The following is a 22,469-nucleotide window of genomic DNA, read 5'->3' as shown; positions in this document are numbered from 1 at the left end:
AAGATTCAGCGGTATACTCACCACCTTTTTCTCAGTATAATTTACTAAAGATAACTCCCTTTTCATCGCGTACTATAAGCGATTATTTTTAGTTTCTTAATGAGACATTTATTTCTTAAATTCACTATGGAGTATATAAGTGAAAAAAACTCTTTTACTAAGTGGCATAATAGCCTTATCTGGGTGTGCGGCAAACCCGTATTTACAACCAGCGGCAAATGGGCCTAGCGCTAAATTACGTCTTGCCTCTGTGCCTAGCAACAATAATTTTGTTGGGGTTCCAAGTCAAACTGATTGTATATCTACAAAAAGCGAAGCCGGGAGCCATATTGCTACACTAGGGTTGAAAGCTAATTTAGTAAGAAGCTTGAGTCGACTTGACATGCCTGCTTACGACACAAAGCTTGGCGACTCTCATCAAAATGAGGTTTATATTCCTGCGCAAGTTCCTTTTTCATTTCAGTTTAACGGCGTTGGGATTGCGGGCTTTGCGCCTGGGAAAACTGATTCAGGAGGAGCTTTGTATTCTTGGTGTAGAAAAATAGTAAGCTTTGAACCTAAAGAAAATGGTAATTATGAAGCACTTTATGACTACATAGAACTTCCAAATGGGAAAGAAACGTGTGGCGTAAAGCTATTTGAAATAGTCGCTGATTCAAGTGGTGATTATAAAAAAGTAGAAATGGAAGATTACCAAGTAGTCGAAAATTACTGTAAATAGGTATCGCTTTTTAAGTTTATTGATAATGTTAAATAAGCTATTTTCTAGTGTGAATTATAACTTATTTATTTTTATTAGTGATGAAATAACAGGTTCAAAGGCAGAACAATTTCTACTTATTGATAAAACGTAAAGGGGCTTTACACCCCTTCAAACATTGAGCTACTTAAAACGAATTACTAACTCATGTAATTCATCAGAAATAACTTTGAGGTGATCTAATGATGCTGTTGCATTGTGAGCTGCAGTTGCACTGCTATCTGCTAGATTCGATATATTAACCACTTGTTGATTTATATCTTCAGAAACATTGGATTGCTCTTCTACCGCAGTTGCTATTTGTGCTGACATATCAGAAATCTGACCAATTGCTGAGACTATGCCTTTAAGCATTTCAGCACTTTCTAAGACTTTTTCGAGTCCTTCATTTGCATCAATCGTACCTTGCTCAGCCACATCAACAGCTTCATTGGTTTTCTTAGTTAAAGATGAAACAATATTATAAATTTCACTTGTCGAGTCTTGAGTGTGTTTTGCCAGGTTACGGACTTCGTCAGCAACAACCGCAAACCCCCTTCCTTGTTCACCTGCACGGGCAGCTTCAATTGCTGCATTGAGTGCTAATAGATTTGTTTGGTCGGCAATTTGCTCAATCATATTAGCTGCATCAGCAATTCTTTTTGTTTGCTCGGCCACCTCTGTTACAGATGTACTTATTACTTGTACTGTGGCTCTTAACCCATCAATAGCCTGACTTGTTACAAGAGAAATCTCTTCACCTTTTTTAGCAAGATTAAATGCGGTTTCGGCATGAACTGCTGTATCTGATACATGGTTTGCAACCTCTGCAATACTTGTCGACATTTCATTCATTGCTGTAGCAACTTGGCTGGTTTCAGATTGTTGTTCATCGATGCCTTTCTTCGCATCTTGAACTAAGAGGTATGAATCTGAGGATTCTCGTGAAACACTTTTGGCTGCATTTTCGATACGGCTGATCACAGTTGTAAGATGAGCGTATTGACTAATTATTGCGACTTCTAACTTTCCAAGTAAGCCTGTTTCTTCTGTGTATGACTGTATCGCTAGTTGATGAGAAAAAGAATGAGTTAATACATTTGATAAGTGTTTTAACTTTGTGTTGTTATTTATAGCAATTATAAATGCATATGCAATAACAGAAATGCTCAAAGTAGATTGAGCTGCAATAAAGGAGTCAAAATAAAAAAGTACAAATGAAATTATTAGCATGATTGCTATAAAAAAATTGGGGATGGTGACAGGAATAGGTTTATGTAGCCCTTTACCTGAATTGATCCGCGAGTAAAGTTCTTCAGCTCTTCTAACATCTTCTGGTTTTGGAGAAGAGCGAACAGATTCAAAACCAATTACCTTGGATGCTTCAGTTACAGGAGTGACGTATGCGTCAACCCAATAATAACCGCCATCTTTACACCTGTTTTTTACCAGTCCCATCCATGCTTTTCCTGCTTTTAGGTGGCTCCACATCACTTCAAAGGCAAGTGGTGGCATATCTGGGTGTCTAACAATATTGTGGGGTTGGCCGATTAATTCATCTCGAGAAAAGCCACTGATTTTTGCAAATTCTTCATTACAATCAGTTATATTGCCATGTATATCAGTGACTGAAATAAGTTTAGTCTCAATCGGAAATGTTTTACCGTGTGTTGTTGTCGGTAGACTTCTTCGCATACTTCTTTTATCCAAAGTTTTTAAGGGGTAAAAATGATTACGACCTTACAATGTCGTACCTATATTTTACCCATACTGTCCCTGTATTGTAACTATTAAAGAATAGACTTATACCCAAACCAGCTCAATATACAGAACTTAGCGTTTCACAGGGACTTAATATCAAGGCGTTTACTTTGCAATAATGGCAGTTCCTTTTAAGAAGTAACAACAATGAGGGTAAGCGTCTGTGAAAAGCCCAAAGGATTGGTTTAAAAGCGATTTATACTGCGTTATTGATTTTAACAAGGGAACAAGAATTCTCTGAAATCAATGCTTTGCCTAAATCGCTTGTAATTCCAACTGAAACTTACACCCCTTTACTGGCAAATAATTAGCTATTACGCTTTAATCGTATTTAGCTTCGAGTTCTTGTGATGTGTGCCATTTTTCATGGCTTTGTAGTTGCTCATCATAACGTACAAGATTTTGGAAATGTGCTAATTGACCTGTATTTTTAACAATCTCGACAATAAACGACATCATAATATCTGCACCGGTGAGAGTGTCGCCTACTAAGTAGCGTTTACCTTCAAGGCGGTCGTTAAAGTAGCTGATCACTTTTGCTGATTCAGCGTCTGCGTAGCCTTCTAAAAATTGCGTTTTAGCGCCATCTTTTAGTACAAACATTTTTAAAAGCAGCGGTAAGATTGCAGAGCTTTCAGCAAAATGCAGCCACTGTTGGTAATCTACATATTCATTTGTGCCCGCTTTTGGTGCTAATGCACCGTTACCGTATTTTGTGATCAAGTAATCGGTTATTGCACCTGACTCAGTAACAATTAAACCCTCGTCTTCAATTACAGGTGATTTACCAAGTTGATGAATGTTTTTAAGCTCATCAGGGGCTAAAAAAGTGTCACTGTTACGTTGATATGCAACAATCTCGTAATCCAGATTTAGCTCTTCTAGTAACCAAATAATGCGTTTTGAGCGTGATTTATTTAAGTGATGTAATTTAATCATGTGTGTCCTTAAACATGCAGCAATTAATTGCTGCGCAAATAATATTAAAGCGGTTGATTTACTTGAACTACAGTTTTACCAAAGTTCTTACCTGAGATCATATCGTTAAATGCATTGAGGGTATTTTCAAACCCATCAACGAGGTGCTCGCGATAGTGAATTTTTCCTTCACTGAGCCACGTTTGCATATCAGCTGCAAACTCATCATAACGGTGGCCATAATCATAAAAAATAATAAAACCCTGCATTTTTATACGTTTAGTGAGTAATTGCCCCATCAACATGCCTAAGCGATCGGGGCCTTGTGGTAGCTCGGTGGCGTTATATTGTGAAACTAGTCCGCATAAAGGAATGCGGGCCGCGGTATTAAGTAAAGGTAGTACGGCGTCAAATACTTTTCCGCCCACATTTTCATAATAAACATCAATACCTTTGTCGCACGCCTTGTTTAACTGCTCTACAAAATCATCAGCTCGGTGGTCTATGCAGGTATCAAAGCCAAGTTTATCAACAGCGTATTGGCACTTATCACTGCCACCTGCTACACCGACTACTTTACAGCCTTTGAGTTTCGCTATTTGGCCTACCGTTGCGCCAACGGGTCCTGTTGCAGCTGCAACAACAACGGTTTCACCTTCTTGAGGAGCACCGATATCCAATAATCCCATGTAAGCTGTAAAGCCAGGCATACCCATAATACCTAACGCATAAGATGGTTTGCTAGGGGCATGGCCCAACGACATTAAACCGTCACCTTTTACTATCGCGTATTCTTGCCAGCCGGTGTAGGCCAATACCCATTCGCCTTGCGTAAATTGATCATTTTTTGATTGTTCAACTTGGCAGACAGTCGCACCGACCATTACTTCACCAATCGCAACAGGCTCAGCATATGATTTTGCATCACTCATGCGGCCGCGCATGTAAGGGTCTAGCGATAAATAAATAGTGCGTAGCAACACCTCACCTTGTTCAAGTGCAGGTAATTGTACTGTTTTTAACGTGAAATTTTCATCGGTAGGCGCGCCGTGTGGGCGAGATGCGAGTGTGAATTGTCGATTTTCAATTGATTTCATAAAAAGGCTCCATGTTCTATAAAAGAAATGCTATTCGTAAAAACTGTAAATCTAAATGCTCAGTCATTCACGGTGTTAGTAGTAAATCGGTAGGTTTAGATATGAAGTTAGGGCGCGGTGTATAAATTCAATGGTATGTTTATCTCTGTACAGGTAATGATTTTTGCATATCTGCAATAGTGGGCTTTACCACAGATTTAGCTCGAAAAAAGGGACTAGGTATGTTAAAAACGGTGGTTAAAGAATAAACGTAAAGAACAAAGGATTGAAATGAAAAACATGCATTTATTGTTTTTATGTAGTCTATTGCTACCTATCTCCGCGGCGGCGAACGATGTTTTATCTGTCGATCAAGTTGGGCTACAAGGAATGCAGTTTGCCTTTGAGAACGATGCTCGCATTAAGCCAAAAAATAGTGACTTTAGTGTAGTTAACTCTGTTTTTATGAGTAGCGAAGCGGGGAAACGCTTGGCTGTTATTACTGTGCGCAATGATGCGTCGGGTTCGCGTATTCTAGAAGGATCGCACTTAATGGCATTATTTGCTGATGGCTCACGTAAAGGACCCTCGTCGTTAACTGACGGGATTAAACTCGATGATGGCGAACTACGCTCTGTGACAGTCTCATTCGGTGAAGCCGACTATCCAATTTTAGCCATTTACACTAGCAAAAACTTTAATTAGGAAAGACATGAAATATAGTTTCCCTGTACTTTTATGTGCATTAAGTTGTACTTACGTTTTGGCCGAGCAAAGCACCGATCTTGTGACCGACAACACCTTCACTCAAGGTGTTGAAGGGCCAGCCTTTTATAAAAACCATTTATACGCTGTAAATTTTGCGCAGCAAGGGACTATAGGCAAAGTAGACAACGCTGGCAACACACAGTTATTTGTTAAGCTACCTAATGACAGCGTTGGTAATGGTTTACAATTTGATGCACAAGGTAATTTATATGTTGCTGATTACGTAAATCATAATGTGCTAAAAGTCGCTGCAGACACGAAACAAATTAGTGTATTTGCGCACAACAGCGCTATGAACCAGCCTAATGATATAGCCATAACAAAACGCGGTGCACTGTTTGCCAGCGACCCTAATTGGGCAAATAGTTCAGGGCAATTATGGCGAATAAGTGCCGACGGCCAAACAGTATTGCTTGAAAATAAAATGGGCACTACCAACGGCGTAGCGGTCAATAACGACAATACTAAACTTTATGTGAACGAAAGCGTACAGCGCAATATTTGGCAATATGACCTTGATAGTGATTTAAATATCAGCAATAAACAGTTACTGATCAGTTTTGACGATCATGGTATGGATGGTATGCGGGTTGATAATCAAGGGAATATATTTGTAGCACGTTATGGTGCAGGAGTTATATTAAAAATAAGCCCAGCTGGCAAGGTGCTCCACACATACACATTAAAAGGCCAGCACCCAACGAACGTTGCGTTTAATGAAGAGCAAACAAAGCTTTATGTAACAATGCAAAAACGCGGCGCGATAGAAGTGGTTGTGCTGTAGTTATTCGCTCTTGGTAGAATAAAATACATTATCTTTCGAGGTTGAATTTACAGCGGTCAACAGGCTTAGGTTAATATTTTCAAAAGAAAATTATGGCTTGTGTTCTCTACGACAATCTACATAAAATAATAAGGTGTTACTAATATGTCTGCTCATGAAACTCATTGTCTTTGTGGTGTGGTAAAGATTACCGCAAAAAATGTGAACCCTAAATTTACAGTGTGTCATTGTCAATCATGCAGAACCTGGGGAGGAGCACCATTCTTTGCCGTTCAGTGTGGTACTTATGTTAAAATTGAAGGTGATGATAAAGTAAAAATGTACGAGTCATCATCTTGGGCATCTCGGGGCTTTTGTACTGAATGCGGAACTCACTTGTTTTATAAATTTAAGGCAACAGGTGAATATAATATGCCAGTGGGCATGTTTCCAAACTTGGAAGGACTTGAAATGGATATGCAATATTTTAGCGATATGCGACCTAGCTACTATTGTTTCTCTAATGAAACCAAAGAGATGACTACAGCAGAAATAATGGCTTATTTTGCTTCATCTGTTTAGGCTATCAATAACGGGTATATAAATAGCTTTTAAACCAATCTTTTGGGCGTTTCACAGGCAGGCGCTCACTCACATTGCTGTTACTTCTCAAAAGGTGCCGCCATTGTTGCAAAGAACGCCTTGATATTAAACATCTGTGAAACGCTGAACCTGAGGTGGTTTGGGTCTAACTCTATTTTTTTCAGTTTGTTTATGGTGCCCTTATAATAAAAGCGCACCGGGCAGGGTGCGCTTTTGGGGTTTAATCCTGTGTTGCTGTCGCAATTTTGGATTAACTAAAAATGTGGTGAGTAACGAACTGCAATACCCACTGTACGGCCAATTACACTGTAATCGCTGACAGTATTAAAATGGTTTGCGCCCACCTCCGGTGTTGGTGGTGCCTTGTCAAACAGGTTATCTATACCAAAGTTAACGGCAATATCGTCAGTTGCTTGCCACGACGCAGCAAAATCCATGTAATTTTGTGCTGAAATTGTTTCTGATCTATCTACAGCGTAGTCTACTTCTCCAATTCTGCGCCAGCCTAACTGAAAATTCATAGTATCAAGTTGCCAGTCAAATGTTGCTCTGTGCTTATAGTCAGCTTGTAAAATACTGGCAAAGTCTCCTGAGCAGGCACTCCCATACGTACCTTTACAGTCAACTTCAGCTACTGTGCTGTTATTTTGGCGAGTCTGCTCGGTAATAAAATTACCTTGATAAGAAAATCGAAAACGCCCACCTAAGTCCATCGGTGCATCAAACACGTAGTTAGCCGCAAGATCAAAGCCCGTTTGTTCAATAGCGGCAAGGTTAAAGTCATTCACGATCGCAGTGCTAATAAACCCGGTATTAGGGTCGCGAAGCACGGCATTACACAGTGGGTTATTTGGGTTTGGATTATCAATATAGCAGCTTTGTAGCGCAGCACCTGGCTGAATTTGGCTTACTGCATCGGTTACTCTAATGCTGTAATAATCTAATGACAGATCAAAGCCCTCAATATAACTCGGGGTGTATACAACGCCTAAGGTATCTGATTCGGCTTGTTCAGGTTTTATATCGGGGTTACCACCGTAAGTATAAGCGGCTTGGCTGGTATCAAACACGGAGCCTGCTGCTGGCGCGCCAAAAGCGGCGCATTGCGTAGCGTCACCGGTGCCTAGTAAGCAAGGATCGCCATCGTAGCGGCCAGCCAAACGCGGAACAAATTGATCACTATTTTGATCAAATAAGGCTAGTGAAAGCGCAGTGATTGGGCTGGCAAACTCACCTAAATTTGGTGCCCTAAAGGCAGTGAGTTTGTTTGCTCTAATACGAATGTCGTCGTTGATTGCCCAATTAATACCGAGTTTGTAGGTGTCTTCTGCTTCGGTATTTGAGTAATCAGAAATACGATAAGCACCTTCAAAACTTAGTTCTTTTACAAAGGGCATATCAGCTAAAATAGGCACTAAAATTTCAGCATAAAATTCTTCACTGCTAAAACTGGCATCCATATCGAAGGCGCTTACAGCGGCAAAGCTAGTACGGTTTCTAAACGCATCCCCTGGGGTTTGTTTACCGGTTTCTTTACGGTATTCGTAGCCAATTGCAAAATCAACATAGCCTGCTGGTAGTTCAAATAAAGGGCTTGAATCCCCTGATAGTGTTGCAGCAAATACACTTTGTGTGCGCTCACGAGTAGTGTATATAAGTGGGTCGCTAAAACTGCTCAAATCAAGGTTAGGATCAAAAATGTCCTTAGTATTAGCAAGACTGGCAAAGCGACTATTGCCGTTACTATCCGTTTTATAGCCATTATTATAAAGCGTAGCTACTTCATCAGTTTGACCATACTGGCCGTAAATGTCGTAACGTAAATAATCAGTAATATCACCTTTTAAGCCTAATTGAAATTGTAAAGAGTCGCGTACGGCTTTAGTGTGCTGTACACCGAGCCCTAAGTTTCGCTCTACATTGACGAGTGCATTACCTTCGGTATCAAATGTTAATTGTTGGCGTAATGCAGCAGGAATATATTGATTATCTTGGCTGAGCGTAACCTGTTCATTAACAAATATAGGCGTCTGGCCGCTGGCACCAGCCCCATTCACTGTGACTTTAGAATACATCGCACGGCCATAAGCAGTGGCGCTATCAGCAACATCTACATCGAATAGCAACCCAGCTGAAAGTCTTTCCATTGGTTGGGTTAAGTAACGTTGACGGGTGAAATCACTGGTTTGACGTTCAGCGACTGTTTGCCCTGCATCATTAATAGCGATGCTATTTCCTGAGGCTACATCGGTATAAAAACCACCACTATTGATCATCGTTGCGCTATTTTTTAGTGCGAAATCGCGCTCACCGGCAAGTAACTCTTTACGTTCTGAATAGCCTAAGTAACCAGTAACGTGACCGTTGCCATCCGCGATATCACCACCAAAAATGGCTTCAAAATTGAGTTTTTCATTCCCCCCATCCGCCGTTTCATAACTGCTTGAAAACTCAGCGCCATTAAAGTCATCATTAAGTACAAAGTTAACTACGCCAGCAACTGCATCGGCGCCATATACAGCCGCGGCACCACCGGTTAGTACATCAACACGTTTGATAAGCCCAGCAGGAATAATATTTACATCAACCGAATTACGAAAACTAAAAGGAACTGCACGGGTACCATCAATTAACACTAATGTTCGGTTTTGCCCAAGGCCACGAAGATCGATTGTTGATGAGCCAAATGAATCACCGACTGTTGCCCCAGTGCTATTTGCACCCGCTGCGGCTTGCGGAAGTTTTGCAGTTATATCTTCAACATTAACAGCGCGGTCGAGTTGAATTTGTACTTCGTCAACACTCATAACAGGGCTACTTGATACCAGCTCTGTGCGCTGAATACGCGAACCAGTAACAGTAATAACCTCAGGCTGCTTTTTTGCAGTAGTTTGTTCTGCAGCGAATAATGCTGGGCTAGTGGTTGTGACTATAGCAAGCGCAATAGGTGAAAGTAACATGAGAGGGCGCATTGAGCGGTTATTGCAGTGTTTCATTGTCGTTCCCGTTATTATGTAATGTTGTTACCATGGGTTGTTGTCAGTACATGCATTGGCTAAGCATGTAAAATATCTTTGCATTAAAATACGATTCAATGTTGCACGCTGTTAATTCGCAGCTCTCACTGGTTACTTATTTAATACAATTGATAGAATGCCTAGTTTTAAAGCATTTCATAGTTGTTTGCAATAATTATTCTTCCATTCTTAACTTGTAAGGTATAAAGTATTCCTTGGGTTGGTTTGTATTTATTCTAATTTATATATTGATATTCAAGGGCATATAAAATGCATCAGCACATATTAGCGCTTTATAACAGCGCAAAAAAACAACAAAAACTAATAATAGGTTTGATGAGCGGAACATCATTAGATGGGCTTGATGTCGCATTATGTAAAATGTCAGGCAATGGAATGAATACTCAGATTGAGTTGCTTGCTTTTGAAACAGTTGATTATGATGATGATTACAAACAAAAAATAAAAACCGTATTCGCAAAGCGCGACTGCGACCTTGAACTCGTTACTTTATTAAATCCGTGGATTGGCGTTTTACATGGAAAAATGGTTAACCAATGCCTAGCTAAGTGGCAGCTAGGCGCAAAGGATATAGACGTTATAGCAAGTCATGGGCAAACAATATACCACTGCCCTAAAAGTCAGCATCAACATGCTGACTTTAAGCATGGTACTTTGCAAATTGGAGATAGCGACCATCTAGCAGTCACAACAGGCATCACTACAATCGGTGATTTTCGCCAAAAGCATATTGCAGCAGGAGGCGAAGGCGCACCACTGGCGGTATATGGTGATTATTTGTTTTTTACTAGTCCCGCAGAAAATCGCATTTTACTTAATATGGGAGGAATTGCGAACTTAACATACTTGCCTAAAAGTGCAGATCCAGAGGCGGTTTTTAGTTCAGATATCGGTCCAGGTAATACCATCATGGATGCGTATATTCAGCGTTTCTTTGCACCACTGCATTACGACCGTGATTCGTTAGTCGCAAATCAAGGCTCAATTAATCAACGATTACTTGATGCATTATGTGAAAACACATTTTTTGCATTGGGTTTTCCAAAAACTACCGGGCCCGAAGTCTTTAATTTACAGTATTTAGCGACAGCACAGGCAGCAAGTGAGACAACGCATTTAAGCCATTTTGATGTGATGGCAACTTTAAATCGTTTTTCAGCGCAGGTTATCGCTAATGCCATTAATCAATGTAGCGTTAACCTAAGTAATGTTCAGGTATACGCAAGTGGCGGTGGAATTCATAACCCATTACTCATGAAACATATTTTGGCATTATGCCCACAACTTGACGAGATCAAGAATACTCAGGCACTAGGTATTAACCCTGATGCAAAAGAAGCGGTATTATTTGCGATTTTAGCGAATGAGTGTCTTGCGGGGGAAAAACAGCGTTTTGGCAATCAAGCACAAGGGATCCCCAATATTACAATGGGTAAAATTAGTTTTGCAGATTAAAAAAAAGATAAAAATGAGCTACTAAAGCTGCTTAGATACTGGCGAAACGAAAGGCTTTTAGTGAGTGCCAGTGGTGTAGGCTCGTCAGATACGTAACCACACTTAAATGCATTCACTGAGACGTCAAATTGAGCGCTGTCTTTGAGCGTTGCATGTAAGCCATGTAACATCATTTGTAATACATAATCATCACTACAGGTTACTTTATCAAACGCTAAAATTATTGTGCCTTGTTCTAAATCAGCTTGTTTTAACGTATACGGCACAAAATATCGTGCATTTCTAGCTTCTAAATGCGTTGCACTTAATGAAATAATGTCTCCTTCATGGGCATCATCAGGTAATACACATAAAAAACTAATTTTATGATCTGAATTTGCATGCAATATTAACGGATCATACTCAGTGGTATGTGCCATAGCTGCTGATAATGGATCTTCATAAGATTGCAGTGCAAATGCAAGTTGCACCATGGGAGCTGTCATTTATGTGTGTCGTCTGTACGTGATTAATTATATCGGATAGAAAGTATCCACTATTTAAATTACAGAATTATGACTATTGATTAAAACAGTATTATTTAAACGTACATTTATGAAAATTAGTTACTTCTCGCTTCAAATAGGGATAGTTACTGTCACTATAAGCTCAGATCTTCAAAATCTTACCTTTCTTAATCAGGGTATATGAGAATAGGCTCCTATCTATCGTCCAGTTGTTTGGTTTAAAAGTGACGCTCCATTTTGAGGTTGCTTGAGTGCTTAACTTAAAAGCTATAGTGACTTATTGTAGGCCCTGCGAAACTCAGCTAGTGGACTAATGCGAACCCATCTAAATAAATACATGATAATTATTTTAGTTATACCGCTCACTAAAGCAAGTACAATTAAAGGCCAACCTTGACTGATGCCCATTGATATCGCGAATGCTATAGTGGAAACGTCCATCATTAAAATAAATTGACTCATTCGGATATCGATTGCGCCAGTGTTTCCTGTATTCATAATTAACTTTATTTGGTGGATATAGCCTTGGGCTAATAAAAAGGTTATTACCAAAATCAAGATTGTAGACAAATTTTCACTTTGACCAGAAAAGTTGTCTTTGAAAATAAACCCTGTAATGCCAAAGATAAAACTACATCCGATGAATAAAATGCAAAAATATGAAGTTTTTGATTTTCGGTCGAGCCACATTTCAAATAATATTAAAGTAACCAATATTGAAGCAATAAGCCTTGGCCACACGATGTAATGATTTAATGGCTCTATGCTGTATCCGTATATAAAAAAAGAAAAATATGCTAGAAAGCTCATTGTGAACTGGTTTTGAGATAAAACATTAGTCGCACTAGGTTCTCCATCTTTTTTTCTTGCCCAAATTTTATTTAACTGCAAAAAAACGCCATATAGACTAACAAAAATAAAGAGTGTGTTGATTGTTCCAAATAAGTTATACCACATATTATCTCCTTGGGGTTATTGTCGACAATGTATTGTTTTAATTTGTTTATTTCAAGTTAAATATTTTATTTTAGCTATTATTGTCGACATTACTGTGATTTACCCGTGGTTATGGATGGCATGAAGGGTTAATTGATATTGAAGGTTTTGATTATAAATGATGCCTATCTATTTTAGACACTCGCATTATTTTACTGTTTGGGTATAGTCACCGCATTAACTCATAAAAGAATTTAATTATGCTTAAAAATTTACTCATGTTATGTACTTTGGTGTGTTTGTCTTGGAGCGCCAGCGCCAGTGATGAAGCGCCATTTAGTGGTGATATTTCAGCGTCTACTTTATTGGCAGATTACAATAAGTTTAGCCAAGAGTATGAGCGCTTTACAGCAACGTCAGATGAACTCGAATTAATCCAAAAATTAGCAGGAAAAGATATTTTGGTGCTATTTGGTATTTGGTGTCATGATAGCCAGCGTGAAGTGCCTCGTTTACTCAAATTATTAGAAAAATCAAAAGTGGCCGTGAATAGTTTGCAGCTAATTGCAGTGGGGTATAACAAGAAAGACCCTGCAGGTGTTGCATCGGCACATGAACTAAAATACACGGCAACAATGATCGTCATGCAAGAAGGTAAAGAGCTAAGCCGTGTTGTTGAAAAACCTAAAAGCTCCCTTGTTATCGATTTAACAAATTTTGATGAAGAGTAACTGACTTAATGAGTGATAAAATTATTGCAGCGATAACGGTCTTCGCGGTTTTTTTATTTGTGAGTTTGATAATTCACTTTGCATTAAAAAAAATTGAACGCCGTTTTGATGGTAATACAGCGGAATCCTTCAGGTTGATTTCAAATTCACAAAAAGCGATTCTGATTTTTATTGGTACAGTTCTGGCTTTATCAAAACTCGACTTTGATGTGACGGGTTTAGTAGCAGGATTAGGATTAACGGGGTTTGCACTGGGATTTGCGCTTAAAGATGCAATATCTAACTTAGTCGCAGGTATTATGATTGTGCTTTATCGGCCTATTAAATTAGGTGATAGTATCGAAGTCGCTAGCTGCAAAGGCGTGGTTGTTGATTTAAACCTCAGATACATTACCTTAAAAACAGATGGTTGTCGTCACTTAGTACCCAACTCATTAATTCTTAGTAATAAAGTCACAATAAATAACCCGTAACAGTTTAATAATTTTTACACCGCATGGAAGATCTTCTGTTCTTTCAACTAGCTAATTACTAATGAGCTGATTAAAATAGTCTATAAATTTAACCGTAGTGACCACCCGAATGTTTGAACATGTGATAGCGTTAATTGATGAAGCGAACAGCGAAGATCCAAACTGTGAAGAGTTTGCAGGAAAAAACTGGCCTAAAGAGCGACTGTATTCAGAGCGTATGACGCAGATGTTGAACCGTTTTAACGTTGATGCTGATCCGTTAATGCATATTGCCGTTAGAGCTCAGCATATTAAACGTTGGTGTTCGCCGCGCAGTGATTTTCCTATGGATAAGCAGGGTTATCATCAGTGGCGCAGTGCATTGTATGTTTTTCATGCAAAAACAGTGGTTGAACTCATGCAACAAGTGGGGTGCTCTGAGGTTGATCAACAGCGCGTGTATGAAGCGGTGGCTAAAAAGCAAATCAAACGTAATCCTGATAGCCAATTAGTGGAAGATATTGCCAGTCTGGTGTTTATTGAGCACTACATGTGGGCATTTGCACAAACAAAGCCAGATTACGACGAGCAAAAATGGATAGGTATTTTGCAGCGTACGTGGCAAAAAATGTCTATAGAAGCACATGAATTTGTACTCGGGGGGCATGTGATTTTACCTCAACCTTTAGTGCCATTGATTGAAAAAGCATTGTCAGGAAAATAATATTCTTATGAGTGAAAAAGCAACTTAGTCTTCGCTAAGTTGCTTTTTTTCAGTATGTAGTTTGGCCACAGTTAGTTTATTAACAGCCAGTGGTAGGGTCAATTCCATATTTTCCAGTGTTTCTTTAATTTGATTTTTCAGTTCAATAGTTGTCTGTTTTTGTAGAGCGTTTAATACTTGCGTTGTTTGTAGGTTTACTTGTTCATTTAATTGAGCTTCATTTGGACTTAATAGCATTAGTGTAAGTAGTAGCGTATTCATTTTCATCTCCTTATTTAAATTACCGCTAAGATAAGGAAATTTGATGACAGCAGCGTGTGGCTTATATTGCTGCTTTGTTAAACTTTAATGGTGTTTTGATGAACGTCTTAAAGCTGCACTAAACAGATCAAAGTGCCTTCAGTTGCACGCACGTAAGCATAATGGAGAGATTCTTTTTGACAGGGTGGACAAAGCGGTTCAGCCCCAGCTAATACTGCTTTATCGTAGCTTTCACTTAAATTATTACATGTAAAACGCAGCTCAAACCCCAATGCGGGCTGCTTTGGGTGCGCGCGAATATAGCCTTGTTTAAAATGAGCTTGCGCATAGGGGTGATTAGCAAATGCTATTTTTACATTGCCGGTATCAAGTTCACCGTACTCAGCGTTATCACTTAATGAAAAAGTAATAAAACCAAACGCTTGATAATAAAAATCTAATGTTTCTTCCACGTTATCAACATAGATAACGTTAGTCATAAATTGCATATTATTCCTAAAATCACCTTCATACATTAAACATAGCCTATTGACGCTATTTTAATAAATTATTTGAGCGCAAATAAAAAATTAGAATTAATACTCAAATCGCTATTGAAAATGATAATGAGTTGCATTAGGATCTGCCTCAAATTGACAGGGGATTGACATGAAATTAAAATTTTTATCTATAGCAATAAGCACAATAATTCTAAGTGGGTGTGGCGGCTCAGGTTCTGAGTCAAACTCCGCACCACAATTTTCTCAGGCGACGTATTCTTCATCATTAAATGAAGATTCAAACGTGACATTAACGGTAAATGGAACAGACGTAGACAATGATCAACTTAGTTACTCTTTAGCGAATGCTGCGAGTAATGGTAGCGTGAATGTTAATACCAGCACCGGCGAGGTGACGTATTTACCGAATAGCAACTTTAACGGCGCTGACTCGTTTCAAGTGATGGTGTCTGATGGCAAAGGCTCTGCAACAACAACAGTATCAATCGACGTGTTAGCAGTGAATGATACCCCTGTTATTAGTATAGATAAAGTTCAGGTTAGTGGCGGCGAGACAAAAGTTGGAGCGGTAACCGCCACAGATATCGATGCAGATACACTTAAATATACAATTTCAAAACAAGCCGTTAATGGTGAGCTTACGCTTAATTCAGACACGGGTGAAATTACCTATACGCCGACTGCTTTGACCAATGCAGTTGATAACTTTGAGCTAACTGTTGATGATGGAAACGGTGGTATTGTAAGTAAAACACTCGAAATATCGGCTAATTTATCGACTAATTCAGATCGTGCTTATTATTACTACGCGTCAGAACAATCACATTTAAAGCGCTCAGAGCAGCTTATTACTACGTTACAAAATGACATTAATATTGGTGAAGTAAACTCAGCTTTGGCAATAGGGTACGCAGAAGCTGGTTTAGAGAACGAGGCAGAGCGTTTAATTACACAAGACAGCATTATTCGTGATGAAATACGCGCTTTAGCACTTGTTAATGTTGCTAATCAATACACTTTATTAGGTAAACTTGAAAGAGCGAATGAGCTTAGATTAGAGGCAAGTAACTTATACTCTGCCTATATTGCGACCAAAGGCATTTCTGCATTTACAGCAGACGACCAAGACTTTTTCTACTCTTTAGCTGAGTCATACCTAAACGCGGGTGAGCCGACACTTGCACTACAAAGCTATAATATTCTAGATATTTTATTAAGCTCAGCCCTTGATGAAGAACAGACTACTCAAGCGCTGCGATTATTTTTTGGATTTAGAAATACGGTTGAAGATGTAATAAATATTTGGCTTGAAACCCGTACTGAGCAAGATTTTCAGTATGCTAAAAATATGGCGGATAGACTATATACATTTGCTAATAAAATAGGTTACAGCTATGTGTCGAACGACAGAAATGGCAATGAAGGGGAAAAATATTACAGCATACGGCTTGTTGCATTAACTAATGTTGTAGAAAACTACATAACATTAAATGAAATAAATGACGCAAAAAATGCAATAGCGGACGCATTAGCCTTAAATGGCGTTGTTAATTACGATAATACATACCCTCGAGAAGCGGATGAATATGCGCAAGTTACCCTTACCGAGTACCCTTTTGGATTAGTAGACTACGCCAAGCATTTGGTGACACTTTATCCCGAAATAGATATTGAAACAGTACTATTAAGTAAGTTTGACAAAGATAGTTTTCACTATAATTGGGCTAAAGAGGATGCAGAGGAAGCACGTTTATTTGCATATGTGCGCAGCATTGAAGATGCAGATGAAAGTTTAGCGCTAATTCTTGCACAAAAAGATGAGAGTGATTTAAGAAATTTATTTACAACAATTACGTCTTTTAATAGTTCTAACCCTGGTGGTTCTGCAATTTTGATTGAGCAAGGGCGTTATGCAGATGCAGCAAAATACATCGCAGAGGGTTTAAGCGTTTTAAGTTCTGAAAAATATTTAGCGCAAAATATAGCAAAACAAGCATTTGTTACTGGTGTCACGGGGTGTCAGCTTATACTGAATCAGCTATCAACAATAATTAGCTTTACGGATGAGCAAAAGTACATCGATCAAGCCGTATCAACCTTAACGGTGTGCCGTGAAATTTCATTGCAAAAATATGGGCAAGTCAGTGGTACAGATGTAACCGCTAACCACATTGTTGATTCAAGTATTGATTTGATTAAATACCATTATTTATTAGGACAAGCTGAACGTGTAAACCCACTAGTTGAAAAAGCACAAAGCTTTATTACAGCATACGATGACAGTCAAATTACGCAAAAATTAATAGACACAGGTAAACTGGCTGCTGCTTTTGCCTACGGCGGTGACTTTGCTACAGCGCTGACTCATTACACTGAATATGTAGAACTAATTAAAGAAATAGAGTCGTTGGTAAGCAGTGAATATCAGTTTTCAGTGACACAAGACTATTTTGAAGCAACCACTACAAAAGATGATTACCGCTTTGAATCCTACTATAGGTTATTGCTTAGACAAGCTGGGAGAATTGATAATTATCAGCAGCTTCGTGAAGAGTCGGCAATTTTATGGGCAGATTTAGTGAAATGGAATATCACTCGTTTAGATGAAGCCTCACTACAAACGCAGTTACAATATTATCCACAGTTTGCTGAGCAATACTTGGCAATTGGGCAATTTGATAGTGCAATTGAGCTAAAAGACAAAGATTCACTTGGGGTGGTTGAGCACGACTCTATTTTGACTTCTGTGATTGAATCCCTAAGCCAGTTTGATGCGTTTACGGGGGATAACATTGCCACCGTAGATACAGATAACGATGGTAAAGCAAACTTCTTCTTACCGTATGCAAGTGAGCAAATGATTGAAGAGTCTGCAATTGAACTTGATTTAGATAGTGATAACGATGGTGTTGATGATCTAACTGATGCTTACCCATTAGATAAGACACGTCAGTGATGAGTTTTATAAATTCTATTCTAGGCATCGTTAGCTTTGCGCTAACGATGCCTATTTATGCACAGCAAGCCGCAAGTGATGAGAAAGAGATTACCGATAGTCGTTATGAAACGTGCGATGGTCAAGATTCTCATTGTGTTAAAAATATTGAAGTTATAGAGGTTAAGGGAGAAAAGTTAAACCCTATCTCTATGGGGGCTCAGGGTGTATATACGTTAGATCGTAAGTTAATTAAAGATTATCGTTTTGGTAATGGTAATTTAAATGATCTTTTAGGTGTTTTACCCGGCGTGCAATATGGAGAGTCTGCTTACACGGCTGAACAAGTAAGCAATATTAAACCCGCTGAAGTGTCTATTTCAGGCGCTAATGGTCGTGCTACTGCTTACCTCATTGATGGTGTTTCGAATAATTCAAACTTAAACAATGTGGCAGGGAACACCGATAGAAATTTACTCCAAGATGTTGCAGGTCATAGCCAAGAAGTGTTTTTGAACCTTGACCTAATTGAAAGTATAGAGGTTTACGATAGTAATATTCCTGCCAAATACGGCAATTTTAACGGTGGTTTAGTACAAGCACAAACTCGTAAAGCGCTTGATAAGTTATCGTTTGGGGTAAGCTATCGGCAAACGGCTGATGACTGGGTCGAGTATCATAATTATTACTCACCTGATTTTGATGGCTCAGACATCTTAGACAATGCGGTGTTTCAAAAACGCGATTTTAGTACTTATATTTCAGCACCAGTTACAGATAAGCTGGGTGTTGTGGCACAGTTTCAATACCTAGAATCGCAAGAAAGCTTAGAGCAATTAGGTGCGTTAAGCTTGCAAGAACAAATTAACCACAATGGTTTTATTAAATTTGATTATGCCTTAACTGCAAATGATGATATTTCACTGAGCTATTTATTCGCGCCTTATGAGGGAAATTACTTTGATGTTAATGCGCGTAATAGCGATTATACCATTGAAGGTGGGGGCACAAATGCGGCACTTACTTGGCAAGCAGATAGAAGCTGGGGCTATATTAACTCTCAATTAAGTTGGCGCAGCAGTGAAAACTCAAAAAACGCGAATTCAGCATGGTACACCTGGTTAAATACCGCAGGTAAAAGTTGGGGTGAATATGATGGGTCTATAAACAGTCTGGAAGGTGGCTTTGGCGATATCAAGAAAACTCAACAAACACTTAGCGCTAAACAGGATTTTGAAATCCCTTTAGCAAAAGTATTGGACGGTGATTATAGGCTTTCAATAGGTTATTCACTAGAGCAGCAAACATCTGTATTTGATCGTTTAGAAGATGCCATAGTGTATAACGGGTCAATTATTTCCCCGATGATTGATTGTGCAGGGTATCAGCTTGATTGCGTAGAAACACAGCTTTACAGATCTATCGCTGATCTAGAAAAAGAGCTAGGACGTCCACTTGATCTGCAAAACAATGACGATTTTTTACTGTATCAAAGTAATATTCAACAAACAGGGCAATATTTTCAAAGTCGCCAAGTAACGCCAAAAGCTAAAGCAGAAGCGCAAGTAAATGTGTTTTCAGCCTATCTTGAGAATCAACTTGAGTGGCAAAACTACTCATTAACATTGGGCTTTAGGTACGATTACAATGACTTTTTTACTAATCATAATTTAGCACCTCGTCTACGCGGCACTGTTTCGCTGTTTGAAGGAGATGGCAAAATTGTACTTGGTGCAAATCGCTATTACGCAAGTGATGCAATTAATTATAAATTAAATGAAGCGATGCTCCCAACCCACAGTGAAGTGAGGGCTATTTATCAGCATCGGCCTCAGCAATGGCAAGCTTCACTTACGAACAGTGGTTATCGCTATGTTTATAATGATTTAGAAACCCCGTTTAGTGATGAACTCACAGCCGCTTATCGACATCAACTGTTCGGTGGAACGCTCGAATTAAAGTGGCTGTATCGTGATCAACAAGACAGTATAAATCGCGTTAGAGGAACCAATGACCTAGGTGAGGCAATATTATATGGGGCTAACTCAGGCAGTAGCGAGTATCAACGTTATAGCCTTTCGTGGATGGCAACATACGATAATCAACATATTGAGTTTAATGTATCACACGCAAGTAATACCACAAGCGCTGATCAATTCGATGGCGAAACGCGCACTTATATTAACAGCAACGATTATTTCCTAAATTTTTCGTATGACGATAATGAACTGGTTTATTTAAGATCTGATAATTATGAATTGAGTAGTCGAAGTGTGAACGATACTTATCACTTAATTACTCGTCATGATATGGAGCTTGAAAAACAAGATTTTAACCGTCCAATAATCGCTAATTTAAGTTGGGGTGGCGATTTTGGTAATTGGCAGCTGTCTGCCTATGCGCGCTTTAATGGTGCGCAGGATGTGGTTTACGCAACAGGCACCACAAAATCAGTCAATGAAGCTACCTCTATCTGCGATGGCTGTGCACCAAACAGAAAAGAATACCCCGTGTATCGAATAGAAAAGCGGCCAAGTTTTTGGTTACTCAGCGGTAGCGTTAAATACTCGTTAGTAGTAGCACGTGATTACACGATGACTTTAAGTTTTGAAGGTGAAAATATTTTAAACAAACGCACGCATCAAGTTAGCCCTTATACAACAGGTGTCGAACTTGGACGACGCTTTTGGTTAGGCATTAATTTAGATTATTAAGAGGAAACTATTATGACATCACTACTTGTATTAACCCTTACGGCTACGCAGCTGTGCTATAACGCAGACGCTGACACGCACGCGATTAAAATCGAGCGGTTTATTTCTGAACCTGCAGCGCTAGTGTCGGCAAGAAAAAAACGCGAAGATATGTGTATTGATATAAATGAATTACACATTGATGAAGTAAAAAAGCTTGTTGCAGCTGATGGTAAAACCTTCTCATTAGAAAAAAATAAGTAATGTTTAAACCCGCTTATTTATTTTTAGTTGTGTTAATAAGCGGGGCATTTAATTTAAGTGCTCAGCCTATTAACTTTGAATCTCTACGTGAGCAATACCTTCAACCTAGCGATAAGTGGCCAAAGCCTTTTTTAGACCCTGGTATTGCGCATCATGAGATTGGTTTATTACCAGCGATCACATTTCCTGAATCAAACCCTTTTTCAGTGGCTAAAATGCGACTAGGGGAAGCGCTATTTCACGATCCTATTTTATCTTCATCTAAGCATATAGCCTGTGCGAGTTGTCACGATAGAGATTTAGGTTGGGCAGATGGTCGTGAAGTGTCGTTTGGCCATAACCGTCGTTTTGGTAAACGTAATGCGCCCAGTATTGAAAATGCAGCGCTTTGGGAAACCTTATTTTGGGATGGCAGAGCAAGCTCATTAGAGCAACAAGCGTTAATGCCAATACAAGATAGCAACGAAATGAACTTTCGGCTGTTTGAGTTAGGGCTAAGGTTAAATATTAACGCGTACTATAAAAGTAAGTTCAATGAGGTGTTTGGCAAAAACATAATTGAAGTGAGTGATGTCGCAAAAGCGTTGGCGACTTTTCAACGGACTATTCGTTCACGTAATGCAGACTTTGATTATTTTATGCATGCAATTACGCAAGAGGACCCCAAAAAGAAGGACTTTTACGCTAAAAAATTAAGCGATCAAGCGCTGTGGGGGATGCACTTATTTAGAACCAAAGCGCGATGTATGAACTGTCATTCTGGCGCACTTTTTTCAGATAACAAATTTCACAATATCGGTCTTACTTACTATAAAAGGGAGTACGAAGACCTTGGATTATTTAACATCACCGGTATGCCTGATGATGTAGGTAAATTTAAAACGCCTAGTCTTCGTGGGGTGATGAACACTAAACCTTGGATGCACAATGGTTTATTTGCAAGCATGGAAGGTATTATCAATATTTATAATGCAGGAGGCGTACGGATCCCTAAGGACAAAAATGATGTGTTTTTCCCTGAAACATCACCCATTTTGCAGCCTTTATTACTGACCACAGAAGAAATGAAAGCGCTAGAGGCGTTTTTAAATGCCATTACAGCTCACCCAGCAAGAGGCCCGCATTTTTCATTCTTATCGCGATCTAAATGAAATGGTAAGTAAAAATTATAGTGAGCCATAAAAAAACCTTGTAGAGACGTACTCTACAAGGTTTAATTTTACAGCTTACAGCTTACAGCTTACAGCTTACAGCTTACAGCTTACAGCTTACAGCTTACAGCTTACAGCTTACAGCTTACAGCTTACAGCTTACAGCTTACAGCTTACAGCTTACAGCTTACAGCT

General features: G+C 39.1%; 20 protein-coding genes. 12 read left to right on the top strand and 8 right to left on the bottom strand.

Annotated features, from left to right (window positions below):
* Positions 1-139 precede the first annotated feature (139 nt).
* Positions 140-721, top strand: a complete 582-nt coding sequence (locus HH219_RS11225) for a hypothetical protein (protein ID WP_169327498.1) — start codon at positions 140-142, stop codon at positions 719-721.
* Positions 722-883: 162 nt separating this feature from the next.
* On the opposite strand, the gene HH219_RS11220 is transcribed toward HH219_RS11225, so the two are convergent.
* The 3 genes from HH219_RS11220 to HH219_RS11210 form a co-directional block, all read right to left on the bottom strand.
* Positions 884-2,434 carry a PAS domain-containing methyl-accepting chemotaxis protein gene (locus HH219_RS11220; protein WP_169327497.1) on the bottom strand — a complete coding sequence of 517 codons (1,551 nt, stop codon included), beginning with the start codon at positions 2,432-2,434 and terminating at the stop codon, positions 884-886.
* A gap of 387 nt (positions 2,435-2,821) precedes the next feature.
* Positions 2,822-3,439 carry a glutathione S-transferase gene (locus tag HH219_RS11215; RefSeq protein ID WP_054204060.1) on the bottom strand — a complete coding sequence of 206 codons (618 nt, stop codon included), beginning with the start codon at positions 3,437-3,439 and terminating at the stop codon, positions 2,822-2,824.
* A gap of 44 nt (positions 3,440-3,483) precedes the next feature.
* Positions 3,484-4,515: an NADP-dependent oxidoreductase gene (locus tag HH219_RS11210; RefSeq protein ID WP_169327496.1), complete on the bottom strand. Its 1,032-nt coding sequence runs from the start codon at positions 4,513-4,515 to the stop codon at positions 3,484-3,486.
* A gap of 270 nt (positions 4,516-4,785) precedes the next feature.
* Here HH219_RS11210 and HH219_RS11205 point away from each other — a divergent pair, with 270 nt between their 5' ends.
* The 3 genes from HH219_RS11205 to HH219_RS11195 all read left to right on the top strand — a co-directional run bounded on the left by HH219_RS11205 (position 4,786) and on the right by HH219_RS11195 (position 6,607).
* Entirely contained in the window at positions 4,786-5,199 is a 414-nt protein-coding gene (locus HH219_RS11205) for a hypothetical protein (RefSeq protein WP_231658986.1), read from the top strand.
* 7 nt (positions 5,200-5,206) lie between these two features.
* Positions 5,207-6,046, top strand: coding sequence for an SMP-30/gluconolactonase/LRE family protein (locus HH219_RS11200; RefSeq protein ID WP_169327495.1), 840 nt, complete (start codon positions 5,207-5,209; stop codon positions 6,044-6,046).
* Between the two features lie 144 nt (positions 6,047-6,190).
* Entirely contained in the window at positions 6,191-6,607 is a 417-nt protein-coding gene (locus tag HH219_RS11195; protein ID WP_169327494.1) for a GFA family protein, read from the top strand.
* Positions 6,608-6,882: 275 nt separating this feature from the next.
* Here HH219_RS11195 and HH219_RS11190 read toward each other — a convergent pair whose 3' ends face one another.
* A complete protein-coding gene (locus tag HH219_RS11190) occupies positions 6,883-9,588 on the bottom strand; it encodes a TonB-dependent receptor (protein WP_349251618.1) in 2,706 nt (901 codons plus the stop codon).
* A 327-nt stretch (positions 9,589-9,915) separates the two neighbouring features.
* On the opposite strand from HH219_RS11190, the gene HH219_RS11185 reads away from it, so the two are divergent.
* Entirely contained in the window at positions 9,916-11,121 is a 1,206-nt protein-coding gene (locus HH219_RS11185) for an anhydro-N-acetylmuramic acid kinase (RefSeq protein WP_169327492.1), read from the top strand.
* Here HH219_RS11185 and HH219_RS11180 read toward each other — a convergent pair.
* Both HH219_RS11180 and HH219_RS11175 read right to left on the bottom strand, forming a co-directional pair.
* On the bottom strand, positions 11,118-11,606 hold the full coding sequence (locus HH219_RS11180; RefSeq protein ID WP_169327491.1) for a hypothetical protein: 489 nt from the start codon (positions 11,604-11,606) through the stop codon (positions 11,118-11,120). The two genes, HH219_RS11185 and HH219_RS11180, sit on opposite strands and share 4 nt — an antisense overlap.
* A 288-nt stretch (positions 11,607-11,894) precedes the next feature.
* Positions 11,895-12,584, bottom strand: coding sequence for a hypothetical protein (locus tag HH219_RS11175; RefSeq protein WP_054204066.1), 690 nt, complete (start codon positions 12,582-12,584; stop codon positions 11,895-11,897).
* 239 nt (positions 12,585-12,823) lie between these two features.
* Here HH219_RS11175 and HH219_RS11170 point away from each other — a divergent pair, with 239 nt between their 5' ends.
* From HH219_RS11170 to HH219_RS11160, 3 genes are all read left to right on the top strand, one after another.
* Positions 12,824-13,294, top strand: a complete 471-nt coding sequence (locus HH219_RS11170) for a thioredoxin (protein WP_169327490.1) — start codon at positions 12,824-12,826, stop codon at positions 13,292-13,294.
* An 8-nt stretch (positions 13,295-13,302) separates the two neighbouring features.
* Positions 13,303-13,767, top strand: a complete 465-nt coding sequence (locus tag HH219_RS11165; protein WP_054204068.1) for a mechanosensitive ion channel domain-containing protein — start codon at positions 13,303-13,305, stop codon at positions 13,765-13,767.
* Positions 13,768-13,876: 109 nt separating this feature from the next.
* Entirely contained in the window at positions 13,877-14,470 is a 594-nt protein-coding gene (locus tag HH219_RS11160; protein WP_082355571.1) for a DUF4202 domain-containing protein, read from the top strand.
* Positions 14,471-14,494: 24 nt separating this feature from the next.
* Here the strand turns inward: HH219_RS11160 and HH219_RS11155 are convergent, their stop codons facing one another.
* Both HH219_RS11155 and HH219_RS11150 read right to left on the bottom strand, forming a co-directional pair.
* On the bottom strand, positions 14,495-14,731 hold the full coding sequence (locus tag HH219_RS11155; RefSeq protein ID WP_054204070.1) for a hypothetical protein: 237 nt from the start codon (positions 14,729-14,731) through the stop codon (positions 14,495-14,497).
* A 107-nt stretch (positions 14,732-14,838) separates the two neighbouring features.
* Positions 14,839-15,219, bottom strand: coding sequence for a VOC family protein (locus tag HH219_RS11150; protein WP_054204185.1), 381 nt, complete (start codon positions 15,217-15,219; stop codon positions 14,839-14,841).
* Between the two features lie 160 nt (positions 15,220-15,379).
* Between HH219_RS11150 and HH219_RS11145 the strand changes: the two genes are divergently transcribed.
* Genes HH219_RS11145 through HH219_RS11130 form a run of 4 tightly spaced genes read left to right on the top strand, consistent with a single transcriptional unit; the run spans position 15,380 to position 22,274 of the window.
* Positions 15,380-18,187, top strand: coding sequence for a cadherin-like domain-containing protein (locus HH219_RS11145; RefSeq protein WP_169327489.1), 2,808 nt, complete (start codon positions 15,380-15,382; stop codon positions 18,185-18,187).
* Complete coding sequence (locus HH219_RS11140; protein WP_169327488.1) at positions 18,187-20,880, top strand: TonB-dependent receptor; 2,694 nt, start codon at positions 18,187-18,189, stop codon at positions 20,878-20,880. Before HH219_RS11145 ends, HH219_RS11140 begins: the two co-directional genes overlap by 1 nt.
* A 12-nt stretch (positions 20,881-20,892) precedes the next feature.
* On the top strand, positions 20,893-21,123 hold the full coding sequence (locus tag HH219_RS11135; RefSeq protein ID WP_169327487.1) for a hypothetical protein: 231 nt from the start codon (positions 20,893-20,895) through the stop codon (positions 21,121-21,123).
* Positions 21,123-22,274, top strand: coding sequence for a cytochrome c peroxidase (locus HH219_RS11130; RefSeq protein WP_169327486.1), 1,152 nt, complete (start codon positions 21,123-21,125; stop codon positions 22,272-22,274). Before HH219_RS11135 ends, HH219_RS11130 begins: the two co-directional genes overlap by 1 nt.
* The last annotated feature ends 195 nt before the right edge of the window (positions 22,275-22,469 follow it).

The organism is Pseudoalteromonas sp. NEC-BIFX-2020_015, from assembly GCF_012952265.1.
Taxonomy (GTDB): domain Bacteria; phylum Pseudomonadota; class Gammaproteobacteria; order Enterobacterales; family Alteromonadaceae; genus Pseudoalteromonas; species Pseudoalteromonas neustonica.
The sequence above is the reverse complement of the archived record's forward strand: the minus strand, read 5'-3'. Positions and strand labels throughout refer to the sequence as shown.